Origin of the sequence: Nonomuraea sp. NPDC049784 (genome assembly GCF_040659615.1) — a bacterium.
GTDB lineage: Bacteria > Actinomycetota > Actinomycetes > Streptosporangiales > Streptosporangiaceae > Nonomuraea.
The window spans coordinates 1-22206 of record NZ_JBFAMX010000083.1; the positions used below are offsets into that span (position 1 = coordinate 1).

At 71.1% G+C, this 22206-nt stretch carries 18 protein-coding genes; 9 read left to right on the forward strand and 9 right to left on the reverse strand.

Features of this window, described 5'->3' with window-relative positions:
* A partial coding sequence (locus tag AB0J09_RS19485; RefSeq protein ID WP_360692492.1) for a BTAD domain-containing putative transcriptional regulator occupies positions 1–432 on the reverse strand: 432 nt, incomplete at its 3' end.
* A gap of 252 nt (positions 433–684) precedes the next feature.
* Here AB0J09_RS19485 and AB0J09_RS19490 point away from each other — a divergent pair.
* Positions 685–3228 (forward strand): M4 family metallopeptidase, encoded by a 2544-nt coding sequence (locus tag AB0J09_RS19490; RefSeq protein WP_360692495.1) that lies wholly within the window; start codon positions 685–687, stop codon positions 3226–3228.
* On the opposite strand, the gene AB0J09_RS19495 is transcribed toward AB0J09_RS19490, so the two are convergent.
* The 4 genes from AB0J09_RS19495 to AB0J09_RS19510 all read right to left on the reverse strand — a co-directional run bounded on the left by AB0J09_RS19495 (position 3225) and on the right by AB0J09_RS19510 (position 10544).
* Entirely contained in the window at positions 3225–6107 is a 2883-nt protein-coding gene (locus tag AB0J09_RS19495) for an AAA family ATPase (RefSeq protein WP_360692498.1), read from the reverse strand. The two genes, AB0J09_RS19490 and AB0J09_RS19495, sit on opposite strands and share 4 nt — an antisense overlap.
* Positions 6108–6320: 213 nt before the next feature.
* On the reverse strand, positions 6321–7883 hold the full coding sequence (locus AB0J09_RS19500) for a cellulase family glycosylhydrolase (protein ID WP_360692501.1): 1563 nt from the start codon (positions 7881–7883) through the stop codon (positions 6321–6323).
* Between the two features lie 124 nt (positions 7884–8007).
* Positions 8008–9195 (reverse strand): tetratricopeptide repeat protein, encoded by a 1188-nt coding sequence (locus tag AB0J09_RS19505; protein WP_360692505.1) that lies wholly within the window; start codon positions 9193–9195, stop codon positions 8008–8010.
* Positions 9192–10544, reverse strand: a complete 1353-nt coding sequence (locus AB0J09_RS19510; RefSeq protein WP_360692510.1) for an AAA family ATPase — start codon at positions 10542–10544, stop codon at positions 9192–9194. The genes AB0J09_RS19505 and AB0J09_RS19510 overlap by 4 nt, the downstream gene beginning before the upstream one ends.
* A 161-nt stretch (positions 10545–10705) precedes the next feature.
* Between AB0J09_RS19510 and AB0J09_RS19515 the strand changes: the two genes are divergently transcribed.
* Positions 10706–11407, forward strand: a complete 702-nt coding sequence (locus AB0J09_RS19515) for a hypothetical protein (RefSeq protein ID WP_360692513.1) — start codon at positions 10706–10708, stop codon at positions 11405–11407.
* A 1-nt stretch (position 11408) separates the two neighbouring features.
* On the opposite strand, the gene AB0J09_RS19520 is transcribed toward AB0J09_RS19515, so the two are convergent.
* Entirely contained in the window at positions 11409–12158 is a 750-nt protein-coding gene (locus tag AB0J09_RS19520; RefSeq protein ID WP_360692516.1) for a sulfite exporter TauE/SafE family protein, read from the reverse strand.
* 300 nt (positions 12159–12458) lie between these two features.
* Here AB0J09_RS19520 and AB0J09_RS19525 point away from each other — a divergent pair, with 300 nt between their 5' ends.
* Positions 12459–13166 (forward strand): M20/M25/M40 family metallo-hydrolase, encoded by a 708-nt coding sequence (locus AB0J09_RS19525; protein WP_360692519.1) that lies wholly within the window; start codon positions 12459–12461, stop codon positions 13164–13166.
* On the opposite strand, the gene AB0J09_RS19530 is transcribed toward AB0J09_RS19525, so the two are convergent.
* On the reverse strand, positions 13091–14215 hold the full coding sequence (locus AB0J09_RS19530) for a transposase (protein WP_360692522.1): 1125 nt from the start codon (positions 14213–14215) through the stop codon (positions 13091–13093). The genes AB0J09_RS19525 and AB0J09_RS19530 overlap by 76 nt on opposite strands.
* Positions 14216–14350: 135 nt before the next feature.
* The gene (locus tag AB0J09_RS19535) at positions 14351–15076 is read right to left on the reverse strand and encodes an AMP-binding protein (RefSeq protein WP_360692525.1); all 726 of its coding nucleotides are present in this window, start codon (positions 15074–15076) and stop codon (positions 14351–14353) included.
* Positions 15077–15584: 508 nt separating this feature from the next.
* On the opposite strand from AB0J09_RS19535, the gene AB0J09_RS19540 reads away from it, so the two are divergent.
* Genes AB0J09_RS19540 through AB0J09_RS19560 form a run of 5 tightly spaced genes read left to right on the forward strand, consistent with a single transcriptional unit; the run spans position 15585 to position 20198 of the window.
* Positions 15585–16343 (forward strand): ABC transporter ATP-binding protein, encoded by a 759-nt coding sequence (locus tag AB0J09_RS19540; RefSeq protein WP_360692527.1) that lies wholly within the window; start codon positions 15585–15587, stop codon positions 16341–16343.
* Positions 16340–17053 (forward strand): ABC transporter ATP-binding protein, encoded by a 714-nt coding sequence (locus tag AB0J09_RS19545; RefSeq protein ID WP_360692530.1) that lies wholly within the window; start codon positions 16340–16342, stop codon positions 17051–17053. Before AB0J09_RS19540 ends, AB0J09_RS19545 begins: the two co-directional genes overlap by 4 nt.
* A 3-nt stretch (positions 17054–17056) precedes the next feature.
* Positions 17057–17938 carry a branched-chain amino acid ABC transporter permease gene (locus tag AB0J09_RS19550; protein ID WP_360692533.1) on the forward strand — a complete coding sequence of 294 codons (882 nt, stop codon included), beginning with the start codon at positions 17057–17059 and terminating at the stop codon, positions 17936–17938.
* Positions 17935–18927, forward strand: coding sequence for a branched-chain amino acid ABC transporter permease (locus AB0J09_RS19555; protein WP_360692536.1), 993 nt, complete (start codon positions 17935–17937; stop codon positions 18925–18927). Before AB0J09_RS19550 ends, AB0J09_RS19555 begins: the two co-directional genes overlap by 4 nt.
* 5 nt (positions 18928–18932) lie before the next feature.
* Positions 18933–20198 (forward strand): ABC transporter substrate-binding protein, encoded by a 1266-nt coding sequence (locus tag AB0J09_RS19560; RefSeq protein ID WP_360692539.1) that lies wholly within the window; start codon positions 18933–18935, stop codon positions 20196–20198.
* Here the strand turns inward: AB0J09_RS19560 and AB0J09_RS19565 are convergent.
* Positions 20188–21141, reverse strand: coding sequence for an NAD(P)-dependent oxidoreductase (locus AB0J09_RS19565; protein WP_360692542.1), 954 nt, complete (start codon positions 21139–21141; stop codon positions 20188–20190). The two genes, AB0J09_RS19560 and AB0J09_RS19565, sit on opposite strands and share 11 nt — an antisense overlap.
* Before the next feature lie 134 nt (positions 21142–21275).
* On the opposite strand from AB0J09_RS19565, the gene AB0J09_RS19570 reads away from it, so the two are divergent.
* Positions 21276–22199: an AEC family transporter gene (locus AB0J09_RS19570; protein ID WP_360692545.1), complete on the forward strand. Its 924-nt coding sequence runs from the start codon at positions 21276–21278 to the stop codon at positions 22197–22199.
* Positions 22200–22206 lie beyond the last annotated feature (7 nt).

Sequence of the window (22206 nt, forward strand, 5' to 3'; positions counted from 1 at the left end):
CGCGAACGGCGCGTCGGCCACGTCCGCGAGCGCCGGTCCCCGCCACAGCTCGAGAGCCTCCCTGAGCGAGGACGCGGCTCCCGGGAAACGACCCGCCGCCAGCATCTTCCGTCCTTCGCGAGACAGCCGCTCGAACCGGTGCGCGTCCACGTCATCCGGCGAGACCACCAGCTGGTACCCCGCCCCATGGAACTCGATCAGGCCGGCAGGCAGGCTCCGCCTGAGCCGGGAGATCTGCGCCTGGATGGCGTTGGCGGCCTCCGCGGGCGGCCGGTCGCCATACTGGCCGTCGATGAGCCGCTCGACGCTCACCATCCGCCCGGCGTCGAGCAGCAGCAGCGCGAGCAGGGCACGCGGGCGCGGACCGCCGATCGCCAGAGGGCCGCCGTCGGTGGAGCGCACCAGGAGCGGGCCCAGGATGCCGAATTGCACGCCCCCGATTGTCCCTCAACTGAGCAGTCAAAACGGAATTATCGGTATGCCTACCGATGCGTATACGTATTTCCCAGTCGGGAGTGACCGTTTAGCGTCGCGGCATCAAGGCGCAACAGTCCTGCTAGCTTCCCACCCCCCAATCTCCCTGCGATCCCGCCGCCGAGGCGATCCCCGTGCGGCGCGCCGGGCCGTCGTGCGCTCACAAAGTGCGCCGGCCTCGAGGGAGAACGTCGAAAGGAGCAGCACAGCGTGAAACGTAAAGCCTTACTCGCTGCGGTCGTCGGCGTGGCCACGGCCACGACGCTGGCCTTACAGGCGCTACCCGCGAACGCCGCCCCTCCGGGAGCGGCCCCACGTAAGGAGAGCGCGCTGGCGGGCGACCCCGCCTCGCTCGCCGCGCAGGTCGCGGACAAGGCCGTCTCCAGCCAGGTCGACGAACTCACCAGAGGGCCTGACGAGGCCTACAGCCGTGTGGCTGTCACCCCGGGCGCGGCCGACATGTACTACGTGTCGTACGAGCGCACGTACAAGGGCCTGCCGATGGTCGGCGGCGACGCCGTCGTGGTCACCGACGCGGCGGGGAACGTCAGGGACACGGTCGCGGCGGCGGGCCCGAGCCCGAGCGACCTGCCGACCAGTGCGACGATCAGCGCCGGGCGGGCCACGCGGGTCGCCAAGACCAGGCTCTCGCGCGTGGACGACACCGCGGCGCCCCGCCTGGTCGTGCTGGCCTGGGGCGAGAAGCCGAGGCTGACCTGGGAGGCCGTGGTCAGCGGCATCGCCGAGGGCAAGCCGAGCATCCAGCACGTGTTCGTGGACGCGCGCACCGGCGAGATCGCCGACTCGTACGACCTGGTACGCGCGGGCACCGGCAACGGCTACTACTACGGCCAGGTCACCATCCAGACGAGCGGATCCGGCAGCTCGTACTCGATGACCGACTCGACCAGGCCCGGCCTCCAGTGCGGCGGCCAGAACGGCAGCGCGTACACCGGCACGGACGACGCCTGGGGCAACGCCTCGGGCACCAACCTGGAGACCGCCTGCGTGGACGCGCTCTACAGCGTGCAGCGCGAGTGGGACATGCTACGTGACTGGCTCGGCCGCAATGGCATCAATGGCAGCGGCCGCGGCTACCCCGCCCGGGTCGGGCTCGCCGACGTGAACGCCTACTGGAACGGCAGCTACACCAACTTCGGCCACAACCAGGCCAACACCCGGCAGGCGACCCCCATCGACGTCGTGGCGCACGAGTTCGGGCACGCGATCTTCCAGACCACGCCGGGCGGCGCCGGATCGGGCAACGAGAACGGCGGCCTCAACGAGGCCACCGGTGACATCTTCGGCGCGCTCACCGAGGCGTACGCCGCCAACCCGAACGACCCGGCCGACTACACGGTGGGCGAGGAGGTCGACCTGGTCGGCGACGGGCCGATCCGCGTCATGTACAACCCGAGCGCGGTCGGCGACCCGAACTGCTACTCCTCCTCGATCCCGAACACCGAGGTGCACGCGGCGGCGGGCCCGCTGAACCACTGGTTCTACCTGCTGGCCGAGGGCAGCAACCCCGGCGGTGGCAAGCCGTCCAGCCCGATCTGCTCCGGCGGCCCCTCGTCGGTCACCGGCGTCGGCGTCCAGAACGCCGGCAAGATCTTCATGGGCGCGCTGGCCCGCAAGACCTCGTCCTGGCGGTACACGAACGTCCGCGCCGCCTCGGTAGCGGCCGCGATCGAGCTGTTCGGGGCCAACAGCGACCAGTGCAACACCACCAAGGCGGCTTGGAGCGCGGTGAGTGTGGCGGCGGCGTCGGGCGAGCCCGCGTGCGGCACATCGACCAGCGACTTCTCGATCTCGCTCAGCCCGACGTCCGGCAGCGCGGCGCCCGGAGGCCAGGCGACGGCCACGGTCGGCACGCAGACCACCTCCGGCAGCGCCCAGACCGTGAGCCTGAGCGCGTCGGGGCTGCCCAGCGGCACCACGGCGAGCTTCAGCCCGTCGTCGGTGACCTCGGGCAACTCCTCGACGCTGACGCTCTCGGTCGGCTCGTCGACGGCGGCGGGCACGTACAACATCACGGTCACCGGAACCGGCTCGACGACGCACACCGCGACGTACGCGCTCACCGTCAGCCAGAACCCGCCGACGCGTGACTTCTCGATCTCGGCGAACCCGGCATCCGGCACCGTTCAGGCGGGCTCGGCGGCGACGTCCACGATCGGCACGAGCACCACGGCGGGCACGGCGCAGACGGTGAACCTGTCGGCCAGCGGCCTGCCGACGGGCGCCACGGCCGCGTTCAACCCGGCCTCGGTGACCTCGGGCGGCTCGTCCACGCTGACGATCTCGACCGCGCCCACCACCCCGGCCGGCAGCTACACCGTCACCGTGACCGGCACGGGTGAGACGGCCACCCACACGGCGACGTACGCGCTGACCGTCCAGAGCACCTCGGGCGGCAGGACGTTCACCAACGGCACGAACTACACGATCGACGACTGGAGCATCATCGACAGTTCGATCACCTCCACCGCGACGGGCACCGCGACCTCGCCGGTCAAGCTGTCCATCACGATCAGCCACACGTGCGCGGAGGACCTCGACATCTGGCTGCGCGGCCCGAACGGCACGTGGTACGCGGTCGACAGGTACGGCGGCACCACCTGCACGCAGTACGGCACCAGGACGTTCTCCGTCCCGGTGAGCCAGCAGGCGGCGGGCACCTGGATCCTCGAGATCGAGGACGTCTACCTCGGTGACACCGGCTACCTGGACACCTGGAGCATCACCGTCTAGCTCTCCACGAGCCCCGGCCGGTCGTCCGGCCGGGGCTCCCGCACGTCCGCCCTCGTGCGCACGCCGAGCTTGCGCAGCACCTTGGCCACGTGCGTGTCCACCGTGCGGCGCGACAGGAACAGCACCTCGGCGATCTCCCTGTTGGTCCGCCCGAGCGCGACCAGCCTGGCCACCTCGCTCTCCCGCGGCGACAGCACCCCGCTCCCGCCTCCGCGGCCCCTGCGCCGCGCGGCGGCCCTGCTCATTTCCGGGCCGATCTCGCGCAGCAGGTGGCGGCAGCGGGCCGCGTCGTGAGTGGCGCCGAGCGCCGCGTACCGCTCGCCCGCGTCCGCGACGAGGTCCGCGGCCAGCTCCCGGTCGCCGAGCGCGAGCCGCGCGCCCGCCTCGGACTCCGCCGCCCTGGCCGCGCCGTACGACCGCGACATCGCCTCGTAGGCGCCGCGAGCCCTGGCGTAGTAGTGGGCCGCCTCGCCGGCGTCCTGGGCCAGCGCCCCTCTGGCGGCGTCGAGTCCGGCCTCCGCGGACGGCGCGTTCCTGCCCTCGATCCCCGCGGCGAACTCGGCCACCAGGCCGGCCGCCTCACCCCGCCTGCCTGCCCTGAGCAGCGCGCCGACCGCGGCAGGCACGAGCTGGTCGCCCCACACCCACACGCCCTTGCGCCGCAGCCTGCCCACCGCGAGGTCGGCCTCGCGCAGCGCGGACTCGAGCGAGTCACGGGTCAGGTGCAGCTCGACCAGCCCGCTGGAGGCCGCCGCGGCGACGGGCAGGAAACCGGAGTCCAGGTCCCGTACGCCGGCCGCCTCGAGGTGCACGCCGGCCTCGTCCCACTCGCCCCTGGCCAGGGCCAGCATGCCGAGCGTCAGCCGGGCGTCGACCGCCAGCAGCGGCGCCTCGAAGGTCATCTCGACGGCGGCGACGGCGCGCTCGCGCAGGCCCTCCCAGCGGCCGGTCAGCAGGTCGAGCCTGATCGACGACATCTCCACCAGGAACTCGGGATAGAGCGCGCCGGTCTCCTCGGCGATGCGCCTGCTCTGCTCCGCGAACCGCTCGGCCGCCGCGTAGTGCCCGAGCGCCACCGCGGCGTCGTACAGGTTGGAGTAGCCGCGCGCCACCTGGCGGCGCACGGCCGTGGCGGGGTCGTCGACCGGCAGCGCGGCCACCAGCTCGAACGCCTCGGGCGCGCCGACCAGCATGGCGAGGCTGACCTTGTTGGCCAGCACGGCGGCGGTCAGCTCGGGGTCGCGGTCGTCGAGGAGCTTCTCCGCCTGGTCCATCCACTCCTGGTGCATGGAGAGCGGTTCGCCGCCCCAGGCGGGCATCGCCAGCAGGGCGAGGCCGCGGGCGGCGAGGCTCGGGCTGTCGTGCAGGTCGGGGAGCGCCGCCAGGATCTCCTGGCGTCCCGCGGCGACCGCGCCCGCCTGGTTGGACAGGAGGATGCCCAGGTTGAGCCTGGCCTGACCGCGTACCTGCGGGGACAGGAAGTCGTCCTTGAGCAGGTGGCGCAGGATGCGTACGACCCGCCGGTGGGACAGGCCGATGGCGGCGACCCTGCTGAGCCTGAGCGCCAGCGGGCCGCGGGCGTCGCGGGGGAGCTTGGGGTCGGCGAGCAGCCCTTCGAGCACCTCGACGGCGAGCGGGATGTCGCCGAGCGCGGCGGCGCGGTCGGCGGCGGCGCTGCCGTGGCGCTGCCAGGCCGCGAAGTCGCCGGCGCGGCGGGCGTGGTGGGCCAGCTGGACGAGGGGCGGCGGGTCGAGCACTGCCAGCGCGGCCATGGCCCGCTGGTGGATCAGGCGCCGCTCCGGGCCGGGGATCGTGTCGTAGACGGCCTGCTGGGCGAGGGTGTGGCGGAAGCCGTACTGGCCGTCGGGGTGCTCGAGCAGCACGCCCGCCTCCAGCGCCTGGCCCAGCCCGGTCTCGGACGGGAACGGGACGGAGACGGCGGCGATCAGGGGCTCGTCGGCGGGCAGTCCCAGGACGGCGGCGGCGCGTACGGTGCTCAGCGCGGCCGGCGACAGCCCGGCGAGCCGCTCGGCCATCGCCTCGCGCAGCAGCAGCGGCACGGCCATGCGATCGAGCGCCTCCGGCTCGGGTAACCGGCCCTCGTCATCGAGCAACGAGCGCACCACCTCCTCGATCACGAACGGCACCCCCGCGGTGCGTTCGTGCAGCTTGGCGGCGAACTCGGGGGTCGGCGCCGACCGGCCCAGCAGCGCGCCGGCCAGGCTGCGCACACCCTCGACGTCGAGCGGCGTCAGTGAGATCACCTCGCCGCGCACCCCGGGAGCCCGCCGGTACGCGTGCCCGAACGGCAACCCCGGCACCGGCAGCTCCTCCCTCCGGAACGTCACCACCAGCGCCAGCCCGTCCGGCGGCTGGCCGGTGAGGAAGCGCAGCAGGTCACGCGTGCCGTCGTCGGCCCAGTGCAGATCCTCGACCACCAGCACGACCGGACCCGCGTCGGCCAGCAGCGCGTGGACCGCGCGGAACAGCCGGTGCCGCTCGGCACGCGGATCGTCGAGCGGCGACGACGACGGGGCGGACGGGAGCCGGTCCGCCAGCTCGGGAAGGTAACCGCGCAGGACCCCGGTGAGCGGGCTGAGCCGGTCCCGGGGCGGCAGCGCCGCGGCGACGTGCCGCAGCGCGTCGAACACCGGCCCGTACGGGAGCGGCTCGCGGATCTGGTGGCAGTGGCCGAGCAGCACCGTCCGCTCGGCTTCGCCCTCGTGCAGCGGATCGATGGCCGCCCTGATGAGCCTGGTCTTGCCTATGCCCGCCTCGCCCTGCACCTGGATGACGGAGGGCGGCTCGGTGATGGCGCCGTTGAGCAGCCGCAGCTGGGCGTCGCGCCCGACCAGTGCGGGAGAAGCCGCGCTTGCCATCGGGGTCTCCGTAACAGTGCAGGTTTACTCCCTTTGTCGGAATTCCGTTATCCACTACGTGCGAGCCGGGGTCAACCCTCCGCTCTGAGGGCCGCCGCGCTTCCTGTGAGAAAGGCGAGCGCCCGCCCCGCGGTGCTCGGTCGGGAAGCGCGGGGCGGGCGCTCGTTCGGGAGCCGCGGGCGGGAGCGCGTCCGCCCGCGACGGTGGTACGGGTCAGGAGCAGGTGGCGCTGCCGGGCTGGCTGCTGGTGCCGTTGGCGGTGAAGCCGATCGCCACGGAGGCGCCCGGCGCGAGGCTCTTCGCGTAGTCGGGGCCCTTGGCGGTCCACGTGGTGCCCGACTGGGTCACGACCGCGTTCCAGGCGTTGACCAGCGTCACTCCCGACGGGAACGTCCACGTGGCGCTCCAGTTGCTGATCGTGCCGGTCCCGGTGTTCTTCATCGTCAGCTCGCCCTGGAAGCCGCCCTGCCAGGCGTTGGTCTCCTTGTACGTCACCGCGCACTGCCCCGGCGGATTGGCCGTGGGCGTCTCGGAGGGCTGCCCGGTGCCGCCGGACGGCGGGATCAGGTAGGGCTGCAGGATGTCCTGCTTGGCCTGGTTGACCGTGGTCCAGTCGTCGTTGAGTATGCCGCCGGTGTCACCGGAGTTCGGGTTCCACGACCAGTACGTGAACGACATCCCGTTCACCCCGGTCCCCGTGTACTTCAGGAGCTCCTGCAGCCAGATCTTGTCCACGTTCGAGGCCAGCGTGGTGCCGAACTCGCCGATCATGATCGGCGCGATGTTCTGCTTGTACAGGTATCCCCAGTACTTGTCCCAGATCCCCGGCAGGTTGGCGGGGTAGTCGGGGGCGTCGAACCAGGTCTGGTGGTAGACCGAGGTCGCGTAGTCGTGGGGCGAGTAGACCAGGCGATTGGCCACGTTGAGCCGTACCGGATACTGTCCCGCCTTCGACAGGTTGCCGCCCCACCAGCCGCAGTCCTCGTCGTTGCTGGGATCGCCGTCCCAGACGTTGGACAGGCCGCCGCTCGGGCAGCTCACGCCCTCCACGAAGATCAGCCAGTTGGGGTTGAGCGACAGGACCGCGTTGCCGGCCCGCTCTGCGGCCAGCCGCCAGTCGCGCGCCTGGTCGCCACAGCCCCAGCACGCGCCGGTCGCGTTGGGGTTGGTGCCCTCGGCGTGCGGCTCGTTGTGCAGGTCGGCGCCGATGACGGTGGGGTTGTTCGCGTAGTGCTGGGCCAGCGTCTTCCAGTCGTTGATCCAGGTGCTCTCCGGCGTGGCGGAGACGTACCAGAGCGGGGACTGACCCGCGGCGGTCGGGCGGTGGCGGTCGAGGATGATCCGCATGCCCTTGGTGCCCGCGTACGCGATGATCTTGTCCAGGATCTGCATCGGCGACAGGCCGATCAGGTCGGGGTTGACGTAGTCATTGATGCCGGTGGCCGTGGCGCCGGACTTGAGCGCGTCGTTGGAGTACGGCACCCGGATCGTGTTGTAGCCCAGCGAGGCCATCTTGTCGATATGGCCCTTCCAGGGGGTGCTCGACCACAGGCCGTGGAAGGTCCTGTTGTCGGTCTCCATGCCGAACCAGTTGATGCCGGTCAGGCGCACGGTCGCGCCCGTGCTGTCGACGATCTTGTTCCCGCTGGTGTGCAGGTAGCCGGTGCCCGTGCCGGCGAGGGCCCCTGCCGGGGCGGCGGTGGTAACGGCGATCGCGACCGACGCCGCTGCCACCAGCGTGGCGAGGGCGGCCGTCATCGCCTTGGACAAGTGCATGAGGGTGCCCTTTCGGAGAGGGAGGACGCGGCGTCATGCTCGCCAGCCGCTTCGGACGCGTCAACGCGTCGCCCGCCAATCCGCTCTGACCTGCGCGAACGCGTGAAAGTTTCACGCGAGGCGTCTAACTCTCGGAGACGGGGAACAACCGGCGTACGCCTGCGGCCACCCAGATCGTGCCCAGCCCGGCGTACACGGACAGCAGCGCGAAGGTCGGCGAGCCGATGATCGCGGACGCGACGATCGCGGCCCCCAGCAGGCCCGCCCAGCCGTACAGGATCCGGCGCCCGCGGGCCGAGCCCGTGTGCGTGGCCTCCTGCACAGGGGTGACCAGCGCCATGACCGCCGCCCCCGCCATTCCGAGCGCCTCCTGCCCGAGCGCGATGCCCGACGCGAGCACCGCCGCCCCGGCGACGAGGAGGGCGCAGCCCGCCATGGCCGCGCGGGCCTCGACGCCCTCGAAGAGCAGGCGGGTCGCCCTGGCGCGGGCCAGCCGCAGCACGGTCACCGCCTCGGCCACCCATGCCGCCCAGTGCAGCACGGCGATGAGGACGAACACGATGATGAGCGGCGGGATCACGGGCAGCAGGAACACCATCTGCCAGCCGCCCCTGAACCTGCGCAGGTGGGTCAGGATCCGGTAGAGGGGGTTGCGGTGCTTCAGCGCCGTCACCAGGAGATCCCTGGCCGGGTCGAAGCCGGGGTCGAGCCGGAGCACCTCGCGGAAGGCCTCGGCGGCCGTCCTGGGGTCGCCGGCGGTCAGCGCCGCCCGGCCGTACGCCAGGTGCGCGGTGGCGCTCTCCGGATCCAGCTGTACGGCGTTCGCGGCGGCGGCCCTGGCCTCCTCCGCCTCCCCGAGCTTTTCGTGGGCCACCGCCAGCAGGCTCACCAGATCCGAGACCTGCGGATCGATGGCCAGCCCGCGGCGGGCCGCGTCGACCACCTCGCGGTACTGGCCCATCATCAGGTGCGCGCGGGCCAGCAGCTCCCAGGCCGACGCCTGCTCGGGGTTGTGCGCCAGCGACGCCCGCACGGCGGTGATGGCCAGGTCCGGCCGTCGAATGCGGAGGTAGACCTGCCCGGCCATGTAGTGCGGGTACGACTGGTCGGGTGCCAGCCGTACCGCCTCCTGGGCGGAGGACACCGCCTCCGCGGCCTTGCCCTGCTGGACCAGCGCCAGGCCGAGCAGTGAGTGCGCGGTGAAGTGGTCGGGCCGTACGGCGAGCACGCCGCGCAGCTCCCGCTCCGCGTCGGCCGGGCGGCGCATCTCCAGCAGCGTGCCGGCCCGCTGAATCGACTCGCGCGGGTTCACCACTTGCCCTTGATCCAGGGCATCAGCTCGTCCCACGCGCCGGACTCGTTGGCGTGCAGCACGTAGTTGCGCGCGGTGGCCAGCCACTCGCGTACCGCCGTGGGCCGGGTGCCCTGGGCGGCGGCCAGCAGGTCATTGGTGGTCATCGGGATGGGGCGCCCCGCGCTGATCGACTGCTGCAGCTTGACCTCCACCGCGCGGTCCACCAGGCCCTTCAGGTCCGCGCCGACGAAAAAGTCGGTGACCCGCGCCACCGCGTCGAAGTCCATCTCGGCCAGCGGCTTGTCGCGGCAGAGGATGCGCAGGATGGCCGCGCGCGCCGCGGCGTCCGGCGGCGGCACGAACACGAGCTGGTCGAACCTCCCCGGGCGGCGGAACGCCACGTCGATGTACCAGGGCGCGTTCGTGGCGGCCAGCACCAGGACGCCCTCGTTGGCGTTCGGGTCCACGCCGTCGAGCTCGGCCAGGAACTGGTTGACCAGTTGCCGGGTGTGCGCCTGGCGCATGTCGGAGCGGCGCGCGGCCAGCGCGTCCACCTCGTCGAAGAACAGCACGCACGGGCGGTTGCGGCGGGCCAGGTCGAAGGTCGCGCGCAGGTTGCGCTCGCTCGAGCCGACGTACATGTCGAGGATGTCGGCCAGGCCGACGTTGACGAACGCCGCGCCGAGCTCGCCGGCCGCGGCCCTGGCCAGGTGGGTCTTGCCCGCTCCCGGAGGGCCGTACATCAGGACGCCGCCGCCGGCGCGCTTGCCGTACGCGGCGAACAGCTCGGGCTGCTGGATCGGCAGCAGCAGCTTCACCCGCAACGACTCCTTGACCGCCTCCATCCCGGCGACGTCGGCGAAGGTCATCTTCGACTTCTCGACCTCGGCCCCCGAGGGCGCGTCGGCCGGCGTCGCGTACGCCGGACCAGGTGGGGGCGCGTAGGCGGGGGCGGCGGCTGGGGCCGGGATGGTCAGGCGGGCGGCCAGCTCCGGATCGGCGACGGACGGGTCGCGGGAGACCGCCTCGTGGTAGCGCTGGGCCGCCCTGCCCGTCTCGCCCTCGCCGAGCAGTGCCCTGGCGGCGAGCACGCCCATGCGCGGCGGGTAGCCGGGGGCGGCCAGGAACGGCTCCAGCGCCGACAGCGCGGCGCCATGGGCGCTCTGTCGTACGAACGCCTCGGCCAGCCCCGCCGTGACGTCCGCGTCCTTGGGCGCGAGCATGAGAGCGGCGCGGAACTCGGTCTCCGCGTCGGCCAGATAACCCTTGGCCAGGAGCTGCTCGGCGAGATGCCGCCGGAGAGGGAGATTGTCCGGAGACAGGCGCGCCGCCTCGCGGAGCGCCTGGAGGCCGGCGTCGTCGAGCACGTGCCTGGTCCCTTCTGTCGCAGGATTCGGTCGTCCCTAAAACTACGCAGGTTATCGAAATCCAGTGCATAGGGGTGTGGGGGAGGGTAGCGCTGGCTCTACCCCCGGCTCTCGCGGTAGCGCCCGTGTGCGCCCGCGCTCCCGACGCTTGGATCAATGGCATGACGATCACGCACACGCTTCCCGGGCGCTGGGTCGAAGGCGCCGGTCTGGTGCTCGGCCCGGCGCTGCTCATCGCCGGGGTGCTCATCCGGGCGGGCGAGGGCGACTTCTTCCCTGACCAGCTCGCCGCCTACGCCGCCCGGCCGGACGAGATGGTCCTGTCCTACAGCCTGTTCTCGGCCGGGCTTGTGCTGCTGTGGCCTGCGGTGACCGCGCTCGCCCGCCGGATCGGCGCCGAGCACCCGGGCTGGGCGCGATGGGGCGCCACGCTGGTGATCCTCGGCCTGTTCGGTCGGGTCTTCCACGCCGGGGTGAGCCACCTGGCCTTCCACCTGGTGGACACCCTCGGCCTGGCGGCGGCGCAGCGGGCGGTCGAGGCCACCTACGGCGCCTTCCACGTGTTCAAGGCGGTCAACATCTGCATCATGGGCGGCTGGATCGTACTCGCCATCGGCGCCTACCGCGCCAGGGCGCTGGGCGTGATCAGGTGCGTCTGCCTGGCCCTGGCGGCCGGGCTGCCGCTGGGCGTGCTCAAGGGCAGCAGCGACCCGATCGCGCTGGCCGCCCTGGCGGGGCTGGCGGTCGCACTCGTGCCCCTCGGAGTCGCCGTGCTGCGCGACGGCCCGGCTCCCCGCTGGTGGGCCGTCGCCCTCACTCTCGGCCTGATCCCCGCCGCGTTCTTCTTCGGTCTGTCCGGTTGAGCTAGCTCGCCAGGAGCTTGACGATCGCCACGACGCCGATGCAGACGATCACGCCACGCAGGATCGGGGCTGGCAACTTGCGGCCCACGCGGGCGCCGAGGAAGCCGCCGATCATCGAGCCCAGCGCCACCAGCAGGACGGCGAGCCAGTCCACGTCGGCGACCAGCGTGTACAGGATGGCGGCGGTGAAGTTCACCAGCAGGACGAGCACGTTCTTGGCCGCGTTGATCCGCTGCAGCTCCTCGTCCAGGAGGATGCCCATCAGGCCGATGAGCAGGATGCCCTGACCGGCGCCGAAATAGCCGCCGTAGGCGCCCGCTGCCAGCGCACCCAGCCACAGCCACGGGCCGCCGTGCGCACGCCCCGGGCGGGCGGCCAGCATGCGGCTGAGCCTGGGCTGGATCACGACCAGCACGCAGGACAGCGCGATCAGCACGCTCACGATCACGTTGAAGCTGCTCTCGGGCAGGTTGAGCAGCAGCAGACCGCCGGCCAGCGAGCCGATGACCGAGGCGGGGGCCAGCCTGAGCAGCCGCTCGCGCTGGCCCTTCAGCTCGGGCCGGTAGCCCATGACACCGGTGAAGCCGCCCGGGACCAGGCCGATGTTGTTGGAGACGTTCGCCGTGATCGGTGGCAGACCGACGGCCAGCAGCGTGGGGAACGTGATCAGCGATCCTGATCCGACGACGGTGTTGATGCCTCCGCCCACGACGCCGGCCGCCAGCACCGCGACCATCTCCAAAGGTGTCATGCCTGGAGACTCTAGGGCATGTCTTATTTTCTAAGACGAATCGTACCGACATGTGAGACGCGAGGTGTGGAAAACCCCAGGTCGATCCGGGCACATGCATCATTCCGCCGCCCAGGCCAGCGTACCTAGCGTTCCAGGTCATGATGGGAAAGTTGTTCGACGTCCCCCGCCGGGCGCCGGCCGGAGTGTGCGCTCTGCTCGCGCTGGCGGGAGTGATCATGCTGACCGCCATGACCAACAGCACGATGCAGCCGCTGCCCGCCTCCGCGCCGGCCGGGGCAGTTCAGCGCCGAGCGGGCCGTGCGCCACCTCGAGAGGTTCGCCACCGAGCGGCGTCCGATCGGCAGCCAGGCCGGTGACCGGGCCAGGGACTACCTCGCCGGGCAGCTCCGCGCGGCGGGGCTCGACGTGCGGGTCCAGCGGGCGATCGGTGCGGACTCGTCGGCGGGGCTGGCGTCGTTCGGGCAGGTGGACAACATCGTGGCCACGGCGAAGGGCGCCGACGCTACCGGGACGGTGGTGATCGCCGCGCACTACGACTTCGCGGCGATGGGGCCCGGCGCCTCCGACGACGCCGCCGCGGTCGCGGCGATGCTGGAGACGGTACGGGCGCTCAAGGGCACCGCGCTCCGCAACGACCTGGTGCTGCTGATGACGGACGGCGAAGAGGACGGAACGCAGGGCGCCCGGGCTTTCATCAGGGAGCACCCGCTGGGCCGCGAGGGCGGGGTCCTGCTCAACTGGGAGGCCCGGGGCGTGAGCGGCCCGTCGCTGATGTTCGAGACGTCCAAGAACAACGCCCGGCTGGTCGAGACGTTCGCGAGCGCCGTCCCGCACCCGCGCGGCGACTCCACGATGGTGGAGATATACCGGCTGCTCCCCAACAATACGGACTTCACCCCGATGTCCCAGAGCGGCTTCACGGATGTCAACTACCAACCGGTTGAAGCCGGTGGCTTGCTCTCACGGTCCCGTCTGGCTGAAGGGAGGCCGGTAGCGTGTGGCTGATTGACAGCAGCCCAGCCCGCAGCGCCGCGTGCGGCGATGTTGCGGGCCGCGATGTGGTCGGCGTGCCCAGCGAGGCCACACCTGGTACATAGGAACCGACCTCGCGCAGGCCGGTTCGCCTTGGTGGTACACCCGCATTGTGGACAGGCCTGCGAGGTGTAGGCGGGGTCGACGAGGATGAAGGCGATCCCGGCCCGTGCGGCCTTGTAGCGGGTGAACTCGATCATCTGGGCGAACGCCCAGCTGTGAAGGGTGCGCCGCTGGAGCCGGTGAGCCCTTGCCCGCCCGCGGATGCCCTGGAGATCTTTCAGGGCGATGCCGCGGCCGGTGCGTTCGGCTTCGCGCACCACAAGCTTGGAGAGCTGGTGGTTGAGGTCGGTCATCAACCGGTGCTCGCGCCCGGACAGGCGGCGCAGCACCCGCCGTGCCGCACTGGTGCCCTTCTTCTGCAGCCGCTGGCGTTGGCGATGCCGACGTTCCCGCAAGGTGCGCACGTGACCGTTACCTTGGATCGGCCCGGGCAGGGCGGGGCCGGGCAGCACCGCGCCGTCGTTGGTGACCGCCAGGTTCGCCACGCCTTGATCCACTCCCATGAAGCCGTTGATCGGCTCGCGCGTTCGGGACTTGGGCAGGGTGACAGTGACTTGCAGCAGCCATACGCCGCGGCGGTAGATCAGGTCGGCTTCCCCGAGCGGCAGCGTGTCGACGACCTTGAGGTCGTTAGGACGGCCGGCGTAGGGCACGGTCACGCGGCCGGTTGGGGTCCACAGCGACACGGCGCGGGCGTCACGGTTCCAGCTCATGAGGCGCGCGTCGTAGGGGATGGCGCCGTGCTGGCGGAAGATGTGGGCTCGTTTCTTGGTGGCGCGCCGGTTGGCATAAGCCCCGGCGACCCGGGCGATAGCCCGCACAGCCGCCTGTGCGCCCAGTTCGGCGACCTGCGCGCGCACCGGATAGTAGGCCAGCCGGTGCAGTTCTAGGACGGTGAAGGTGCGGTGCTGCCAGGCCAGGCGGGAGATGACGCTGGCCGCCGGATCGCCATTGCGCACCTCCTGTCACATGGACCTCACCCACCGCACATATTACTCCCTGCCACTAATCTTTTCCATAATGTTTTCGAAAGGAGCGCTGGGTGGCGACCCGCGAGGACGGCGATCTCGTGGCGGTCACGCGTACGTACACGATCAGCGCGAGATGAGCGCCCGCTTGAGGATCTTGCCCGTGGGGCTCATCGGGAGCTCGTCCACGAATGAGATACGCCGCGGGTACTTGTAGGCCGCCACCCGCTCCCTCACGAAATCGCGCAGGTCCTCGCAGGTCACCAAGGCGCGTACTGCCACCACGGCCTCGATCTCCTCGCCGAGCCCCGGGTGCGGCACGCCGAAGACGGCCGCCTGCCGCACCGCCGGGTGCTCATACAGGACCTCCTCGACCTCGCGCGGATAGACGGTGTAGCCGCCGCGGATGATCACGTCGCGGCGGCGGTCGACCAGGTAGAAGTAGCCGTCCTCGTCCACCCTGCCGAGGTCGCCGGTGTGGAACCAGCCGTCGCGGAGGGCCTCCGCCGTGGCGGCGGGGTTGTTCCAGTAGCCCTTCATCACGTTGGGGCCGCGCACGACGATCTCCCCGATCTCGCCGCGCGGCGTCTCGCGGCCGTCCTCGTCGACGATCCTCATCTCGACGTCCCTGATCGGCCAGCCGATGGAGCCGGGCCTGCGGTGGTGGCCGCCCCGGTTCGTGGCGGCCACGGGGGACGTCTCGCTGAGCCCGTACCCCTCGATGATCTCGCAGCCGAACCGGGTCTCGTACGCGCGCAGCACGTCCAGCGGCAGCGCCGCCCCGCCGGACGCGCAGACGCGCAGCATCGACAGGTCGGAGGCGCCGGGATGGTCGAGCAGCGAGATGTACATCGCTGCCCGACCCTGAACGCGTTGATGTAGTCGGCCAGCGGCACCCCTGCCCTGGCCCGGCGCATGGCCGGCCGTCGGGTGAACGAGATGTCCGCGTGCGTGACCGTGCGCTCCTCCAGCAGCACGGCCAGCTTGGCGCGGTAGTGCCTGACCACGTGCTCCCGCACGTCGGCGTGGAAGTCAGGCCCCTGCGCCGCGTAGACCGGGATCTCCCTCAGTATCGCGGCGAGCGCGGCATCGGCCAGTGCGCCGACGGCGGTGAGCAGCTCGGAGAGGATCCGCGTGCGTTCCACGCGGACGGCTTCCACGGTGTACGAACCGGTGGACATGCCCGGGATGATCCATGGCCGTCGCCGGGAGGTCAACGGGTCGTAACCGGTCCGAGACCCACCCTGTGCTCAGCGGACAACTCGCCTGAAACATCTTGGGTCACCGTGCCCAATGCGGCCTTTGAGCGGCGGATCCTACGCTGAGCCCACATTCAGAACATTGTTCTCCAGGAGGCCGGATGCTGGAGGTAGACGATCTCACCGTCCGCTTCGGCGGCATCACGGCGCTGGACGCCGTGGGCTTCGAGGTGGCGCGCGGTGAGATGGTGGGGCTCATCGGGCCGAACGGAGCCGGCAAGACCACCCTGTTCAACTGCCTCACCCGGCGGTACGACCCCGACTCCGGGACGATCGTGTACGAGGGCAGGGACCTGACGGCCGTGGCGCCGTACGCGATCGCGGAAATGGGCATCGCGCGGACCTTCCAGAACCTGGGCCTCTTCCCCCAGCTATCCGTACGCGACAACGTGCTGGTAGGCGCCCACCACAGGGGCCGCGCCGGATTCCTCGGCGCGGGGCTGCGGCTGCCCGGCGTGCGCCGCGAGGAGCGCGCGCTGCGCGCGGACGCCGACGCCGTGATCGAGCGGCTGGGCCTGACCGGCGTGGCCGATCACCCGGCGACCGGGCTGCCGTTCGGGACACTCAAGCGGGTCGAGCTGGCCCGCGCGCTCGTCGGCAGGCCCCGGCTGCTGCTGCTCGACGAGCCGGTGAACGGGCTGAACGCGGCCGAGGTCGAGGAGTTCGCGGGCACGCTGGGCGCGATCAGATCCGAGTACGACCTGACCGTGATCGTGGTCGAGCACCACATGGGGTTCGTCATGGGGATCTGCGAGCGGATCGTGTGCCTGGACTTCGGCCGCAAGATCGCCGAAGGGCCGCCTGTCGAGGTGCAGCGCGACCCCGGCGTCATCGAGGCGTACCTGGGGACCGCCGTATGACACTCCACGTCGAGGACCTGGTGGCCGGGTACGGGGACGTGCGCGTGCTGCACGGCGTGAGCCTGACCGTCCGCGAGGGGGAGATCTGCGCGATTCTCGGACCGAACGGCGCGGGCAAGACGACGCTGCTACGTGCCCTGTCCGGCATGGTCAAGGCACGTGGCCGGGTCTCGCTCGACGGCACTGACCTGGCGGGCCGCCCGCCCGACGCGCTCGCCCGGCAGGGCGTGGCCCACGTGCCCGAGGGGCGGGGCACGTTCATGCCGCTGACCGTCGAGGAGAACCTCCGGCTCGGCGCCTTCGTCCGGCGGGGTCGCGCCGCAGTGGAGGAGGACCTCGAACGCATCCACACGTACTTCCCGGTGCTGAAGACCCGGCTCAAGCAGACCGCGGGCAGCCTCAGCGGCGGCGAGCAGCAGATGCTGGCCATCGGCCGGGCCCTCATGCTGCGGCCCCGGCTGCTCCTGCTCGACGAGCCGTCGCTCGGCCTGGCCCCGCTGGTCACCCGGGAACTGTTCCGCATCGTCCAGGCCGTCAACGCGGAGGAGCGGACCACCGTGGTCGTCGTCGAGCAGAACGCCCATCTCGCGCTCGGCATCGCCCAGCAGGCGCACGTGCTGGAGACCGGGCGGATCGTCCTGTCGGGCACGGCCGAGCAGATCAGGGCCGACGAGCAGGTCGCCCAGTCCTACCTGGGATACCGGGTGTAGCCGATGGCCGGATTCCTGCAGCAGGTCGTCGAGGGCCTCGGCGCGGGCGCCATCTACGCCAGCCTGGCGCTGGCCCTGGTGCTGATCTACCGGTTCACCGGGATCGTGAACTTCGCCCAGGGCGAGCTGGCCATGTTCTCCACGTACGTCGCCTGGCAGTGCGTGGCCGCCGGGCTGCCGTTCTGGCCGGCGCTGGCGCTCACGCTGGTGGTGTCGTTCGCGGGCGGGATGCTCATCGAACGGGTGATCATCCGGCCGGTCGAGGGCGCGCCCGAGCTGACGCTGGTCATCGTCACCGTGGGCCTGTTCATCTTCGTCAACGCCGCCGCCGGGTGGATCTGGACTTTCCTGATCAAGGACTTCCCCAACCCGTTCCCGGACGGCGCGCTGGAGGCGGCCGGGGTCAGCGTGAGCTTCTCGACGCTCGGGGTGCTCGCCGTGGTGGCGGCGGTCATGGGGCTCCTGTACGTGCTCTTCCAGCACACCAAGATCGGACTGGGGATGCGGGCGGTGGCGAGCAACCCCGAGTCGGCGCGGCTGGTCGGGATCAGGGTGGGCTGGACGCTCGCGCTCGGCTGGGGGCTGGCGGCCACCGTGGGCGCGGTGTCGGGGGTGCTGGTGGCGCCGCTGCTGTTCCTGGAGCCGAACATGATGGGCGGCGTCCTCATCTACGCGTTCGCGGCGGCGACCCTCGGCGGGTTCGACAGCCCGGTGGGGGCGGTCGTGGGCGGGCTGATCGTCGGGGTGGCGGAGACGCTGGCCGGGGCCTACGTCGGGTTCATCGGGTCCGACCTCAAGGTGGGGGTGCCGCTGTTGATCATCCTGGGCGTGCTCCTGCTGCGGCCCCAGGGCCTGTTCGGCCGAGCGGTGGTGGAGCGGTCATGACGCCCACCGTGATCTCCAAAGGCACGCCGGCCACGACTCTGCGTACAACGCGCCTGCGGTGGGCAGCCGCAGCCGTCCTCCTGGCCGCCGCGTGCTACGCCCCCTTCCAACTCGACCCCTTCCACGTCTTCCAGCTCACGATGGTGCTGGTCTACGCGGTGGCGCTGCTCGGACTCAACCTCCTCGTCGGCCACGCCGGCCAGATCTCACTCGGCCACGGCGCGTTCTTCGCCGTCGGCGCGTACGCGACCGCGATCCTCCTCGACCGCTGGGCGCTCCCGTACCCCGTGACCCTCCCCATCGCGGCGGGAGTGGCGTTCGTGCTCGGCCTGGCGTTCGGCCTGCCGGCCATGCGGTTGCGCGGCCTCTACCTGGCGCTCGTCACGCTCGCCGTGGCGATCTTCCTCGTGCCGCTGCTCAAGCGCTTCGAGCCGGTCACCGGCGGGTCCATGGGGCTGACGCTGGCCAAGCCCGCGCCGCCCGCCTGGAGCGGCCTGGCCGAGGACCAGTGGCTGTACTTCCTCACCTTGATCGTCGCCGCCGCGGCGTTCCTGGTTGGGGGCAGCCTGCTGCGGTCGCGGGTGGGCCGGGCGCTGCACGCGATCAGGGACGACGAGGCCGCGGCCGAGGTCATGGGCGTACGGCTGTCGTCCTACAAGACGTTCGCGTTCGCGTGGAGCGCGATGTTCGCCGGAGTGGCGGGCTGCCTCTACACGTGGGTGATCGGGTTCGTGTCGCCGGATTCGTTCACCGTCAACCTGTCGATCACCCTGCTGGCCGGACTGGTCGTCGGCGGGCTCGGCTCGCTGTCCGGGCCCGTGCTGGGCGCGCTGTTCGTGATGTTCGTGCCCAGTATCGCGCAGGACATCAACGACGCCGCTCCCGGCGTCGTCTTCGGCCTGCTGATCATCGCGGTGATGTACGTGGCCCCAACGGGTCTCGCCGGGCTGGCCGGGCGCTTGATCAAGAAGGTTCCCCGGAAGGAGTAAGAGTGATGCGTGTATCTGCGATCGGGGCTGCTGGGTTGCTTCTCCTGGTCGCCGCCTGCGGGGGGCGCGACAGCGGCGGCGGCGCGGGCACGGCGGCGTCGGGCGAGTGCCGGGGACAGCAGACGACCGGCATCACCGACAAGAGCATCAAGCTGGGCGGCATCTACCCGCTGTCCGGCCCCGCCTCCGCCTACGGGGACATCCCCAAGGGCATCAAGGCGTACTTCGACTACATCAACGCGGAGAAGGGCGGCATCGGCGGGCGCAAGGTCGAGTTCGTCGTCCGCGACGACGGCTACCAGCCGCCCAAGGCCGTCGAGGAGGCGCGCAGGCTGGTGGAGCAGGAGCAGGTGTTCGCGCTGTTCCAGACGCTCGGCACGCCCTCGACCACCGCCACCTGGGACTACACGAACCAGCGCAAGGTCCCGCAGGTCTTCGTCGCCACCGGCGCCTCCAAGTGGGGCACCGACACCGCGCACCCGTGGACGATCGGCTGGCAGCCCAACTACGTCTCCGAGGCCCGCGTCTACGCCCAGTACCTCAAGAAGGAGAAGCCCCAGGCCAAGGTCGCCGTCCTCTACCAGAACGACGACTTCGGCAAGGACCTGCTCGGCGGGTTCAAGCGGGCCGTCGAGGGCACCGGGATCACGATCGTGGCCGAGCAGAGCTACGAGGTGACCGACCCCAGCATCGACCCCCAGATGCGCAACCTCGCGGAGTCGAAGGCCGAGGTGTTCCTCGACATCACCACGCCCAAGTTCGGCTCGCAGGCGCTGGCCGCCGACGCCAGGAACACGGCCTGGAACCCGCTGCACATCATCAACAACGTCTCCGCCTCGATCACCGTGCTCAAGCCCGTGGGCTTCGCGAACGTGCAGGGCGTCGTCTCGGCCACGTACTACAAGGACCCCAACGACCCGACGTGGCAGAACGACCCGGAGATGACGCTGTACAAGCAGAAGATGCGGCAGTACGCGCCCGGCGCCGACCCCAACGTCCCCTACCACACCTTCGGCTGGGCCGTGGCGAACAGCTTCCACAAGGCCATGGAGGCGGCCAAGTGCCCGACCCGCGAGGGGCTGCGTGACTCCGTACGCGGCCTCAAGGGCGTCAAGATCGACATGCTGCTGCCGGGCGTGACGCTCGACACCGGTCAGGGAGACGGCTTCCCGATCGAGTCGATGCAGCTGATGAGGTTCAAGGGCGAGCGCTGGGAGCTCTTCGGCGACGTGATCGACACGCGGAAGGAGTTCGGCCCCCTCACGGGGTGATGGTTCCGGCTCTGACCAGCCAGTCGACCGCCTCGGAGATGGCCTCGAGCGGCGTGTAGCGGGGCCGGTGCCCCAGCAGCCGCTCGGCCTTCTCCATGCTGCAGTGGGGGCTGTACGAGATGTGGTCGAGCGTGATCCGCGCGTCCTCCTCCGACACCGTCTCCCGCCACCGCTCGAACGGCAGGAAGGTCAGCCGCGCCTCCCTCCCGAACCAGCCCGCCGCCGCCTCGGCGTAACCGCGCAGCGTCAGGGCGGTGGTGGCCACGGAGTGGAAGCTCTCGCCCACGGCGACGGACGGGTTGACCATGGCGTCCATGAACAGCCGCGCCACGTCGTCGGCGTGCACGTGCTGGACGGTCTCCATGCCGAAGTTCGGCAGCGCCAGCTCGGCGCCGTCGGCCAGCGCCTGGAACACGGCGGGATTGACGTTGCCCGCGGGGTTGACCGGCACCCAGCCCGGCCCGGTGATGTGCCCGGGGTGGATGATCGTGGCGGGGAAGCCGTCGCGATGCGCGCGTTCGAGGAGGTGGGCCTCGATGGCGGCCTTCTGCTTGCCGTATTCGCCGATCGGCCGCTTGGGCCGGTCCTCGGTGGTCGGCACCCGGCTGCTGGGCCCATGCGTCCAGATCGTCCCGCAGTGCAGGAAGTGCCGGACCCGCCCGGTCAGCGCCGCCGCGAGGTCGCGGGCGCTGGTCTCCGTGAAGCAGATGAGATCGATGACGACGTCCGCGTCCAGGTCCGCGATCCGCCGCCCGAACGTCCCGTCGGCGTCCTCCGCGTCGCGGTCGGCGGTGATGGTGGTGACCCACTGCCAGGCCCCGTGCGGGCTGTAGGGCTCCCGCTTGCCCCTGCTGACGGCGACGACGTCGTGTCCGGCGTCGACCAGCCGGGGGATGAGGTACGTACCGATATGACCGCTGGCGCCAATCACCGCTACTCGCATGCGCCCCAGCGTAGACCCCCGTCTGGACCCGCCACCCTCACAGTGTCTCCCGAAGAACCTTCACCGAAGTGCGGCGGAGAGGTGACGCGCGGAGCCCGATACGCTGCTGAACGTCCCATTTCGGAGGTTGGTGCGTGTCGGGGGTTGTCGCGGCGTTCGCCGCACTGGTGTCCGTTGCCGTGTTGGGTTACCTGGTCGGAGTGGGCGGTCTGCTGCGGGCCAGCGACGAGTTAGTGCTGTCGCGGCTGGCGTTCTTCGTGGCGACTCCCGCGCTGATGTTCGCCACCGTCTCGAGGGCCGACCTGCACACACTCTTCTCGCCGGTGCTGCTGACCGAGGTGGTGGCGGTGGCCTGCGTCCAGCTCGTCTACGTGCTGGTAGCGAGGCTGGCCTGGCGGCGCGACCGCCGCGAGGCGACGATCGGCGCCCTCGCCTCGTCGTACGTCAACGCGGGCAACCTGGGCGTGCCCATCTCGATCTACGTGCTGGGCGACGGCGCCCTGGTCGCCCCGATCCTGCTCTTCCAGCTGATCGTCATCACCCCGATCTCGTTCCTGATCCTCGACAAGGGAGGGCGTTCGGCACGTGCGGCCCTGCTCCTTCCGTTCCGCAACCCGCTCACGGTCGCCTCGCTCCTCGGGCTCGCGTTCGCGCTCAGCGGGATCTCCCTGCCCGCCCCGGTCATGCGCCCGGTCGAGCTGCTGGGCGGCGCGGCCGTGCCCGTGGCGCTGCTGGCGTACGGTCTCAGCCTGTACGGCTCCCAGCGCGCCCCCACGGTCCCCGAGGCGAACGGCGTCGGCAAAGACATCTTCCTCGCGGTCGTGCTGAAGGCCTTCGTCCAGCCGGCCATCGCCTACCTGACCGCCCGCCTCGCCCTCGGCCTCGACGGCAGCGCCCTCCTGGCCGCCACCCTCTTCGCCGCCCTGCCGACGGCGCAGAACATCTACGTGTACGCGGTGAACTACGACACCGGCCGGCGCCTGGCCCGCAGCGCGGTCCTGCTGACCACGGGCCTGTCCATCCCGATCATGACCGCGATCGGCGCGGCCCTCGGGTGATTACCAT

Coding starts and splice junctions, on each gene's coding strand:
- AB0J09_RS19500 (WP_360692501.1), bottom strand. CDS start 7,883: ATGCACTTGTCCAAGGCGATGACGGCCGCCCTCGCCACGCTGGTGGCA.
- AB0J09_RS19565 (WP_360692542.1), bottom strand. CDS start 21,141: ATGCGAGTAGCGGTGATTGGCGCCAGCGGTCATATCGGTACGTACCTC.
- AB0J09_RS19545 (WP_360692530.1), top strand. CDS start 16,340: ATGACACTCCACGTCGAGGACCTGGTGGCCGGGTACGGGGACGTGCGC.
- AB0J09_RS19555 (WP_360692536.1), top strand. CDS start 17,935: ATGACGCCCACCGTGATCTCCAAAGGCACGCCGGCCACGACTCTGCGT.
- AB0J09_RS19520 (WP_360692516.1), bottom strand. CDS start 12,158: ATGACACCTTTGGAGATGGTCGCGGTGCTGGCGGCCGGCGTCGTGGGC.
- AB0J09_RS19495 (WP_360692498.1), bottom strand. CDS start 6,107: ATGGCAAGCGCGGCTTCTCCCGCACTGGTCGGGCGCGACGCCCAGCTG.
- AB0J09_RS19535 (WP_360692525.1), bottom strand. CDS start 15,076: ATGTACATCTCGCTGCTCGACCATCCCGGCGCCTCCGACCTGTCGATG.
- AB0J09_RS19540 (WP_360692527.1), top strand. CDS start 15,585: ATGCTGGAGGTAGACGATCTCACCGTCCGCTTCGGCGGCATCACGGCG.
- AB0J09_RS19550 (WP_360692533.1), top strand. CDS start 17,057: ATGGCCGGATTCCTGCAGCAGGTCGTCGAGGGCCTCGGCGCGGGCGCC.
- AB0J09_RS19515 (WP_360692513.1), top strand. CDS start 10,706: ATGACGATCACGCACACGCTTCCCGGGCGCTGGGTCGAAGGCGCCGGT.
- AB0J09_RS19560 (WP_360692539.1), top strand. CDS start 18,933: ATGCGTGTATCTGCGATCGGGGCTGCTGGGTTGCTTCTCCTGGTCGCC.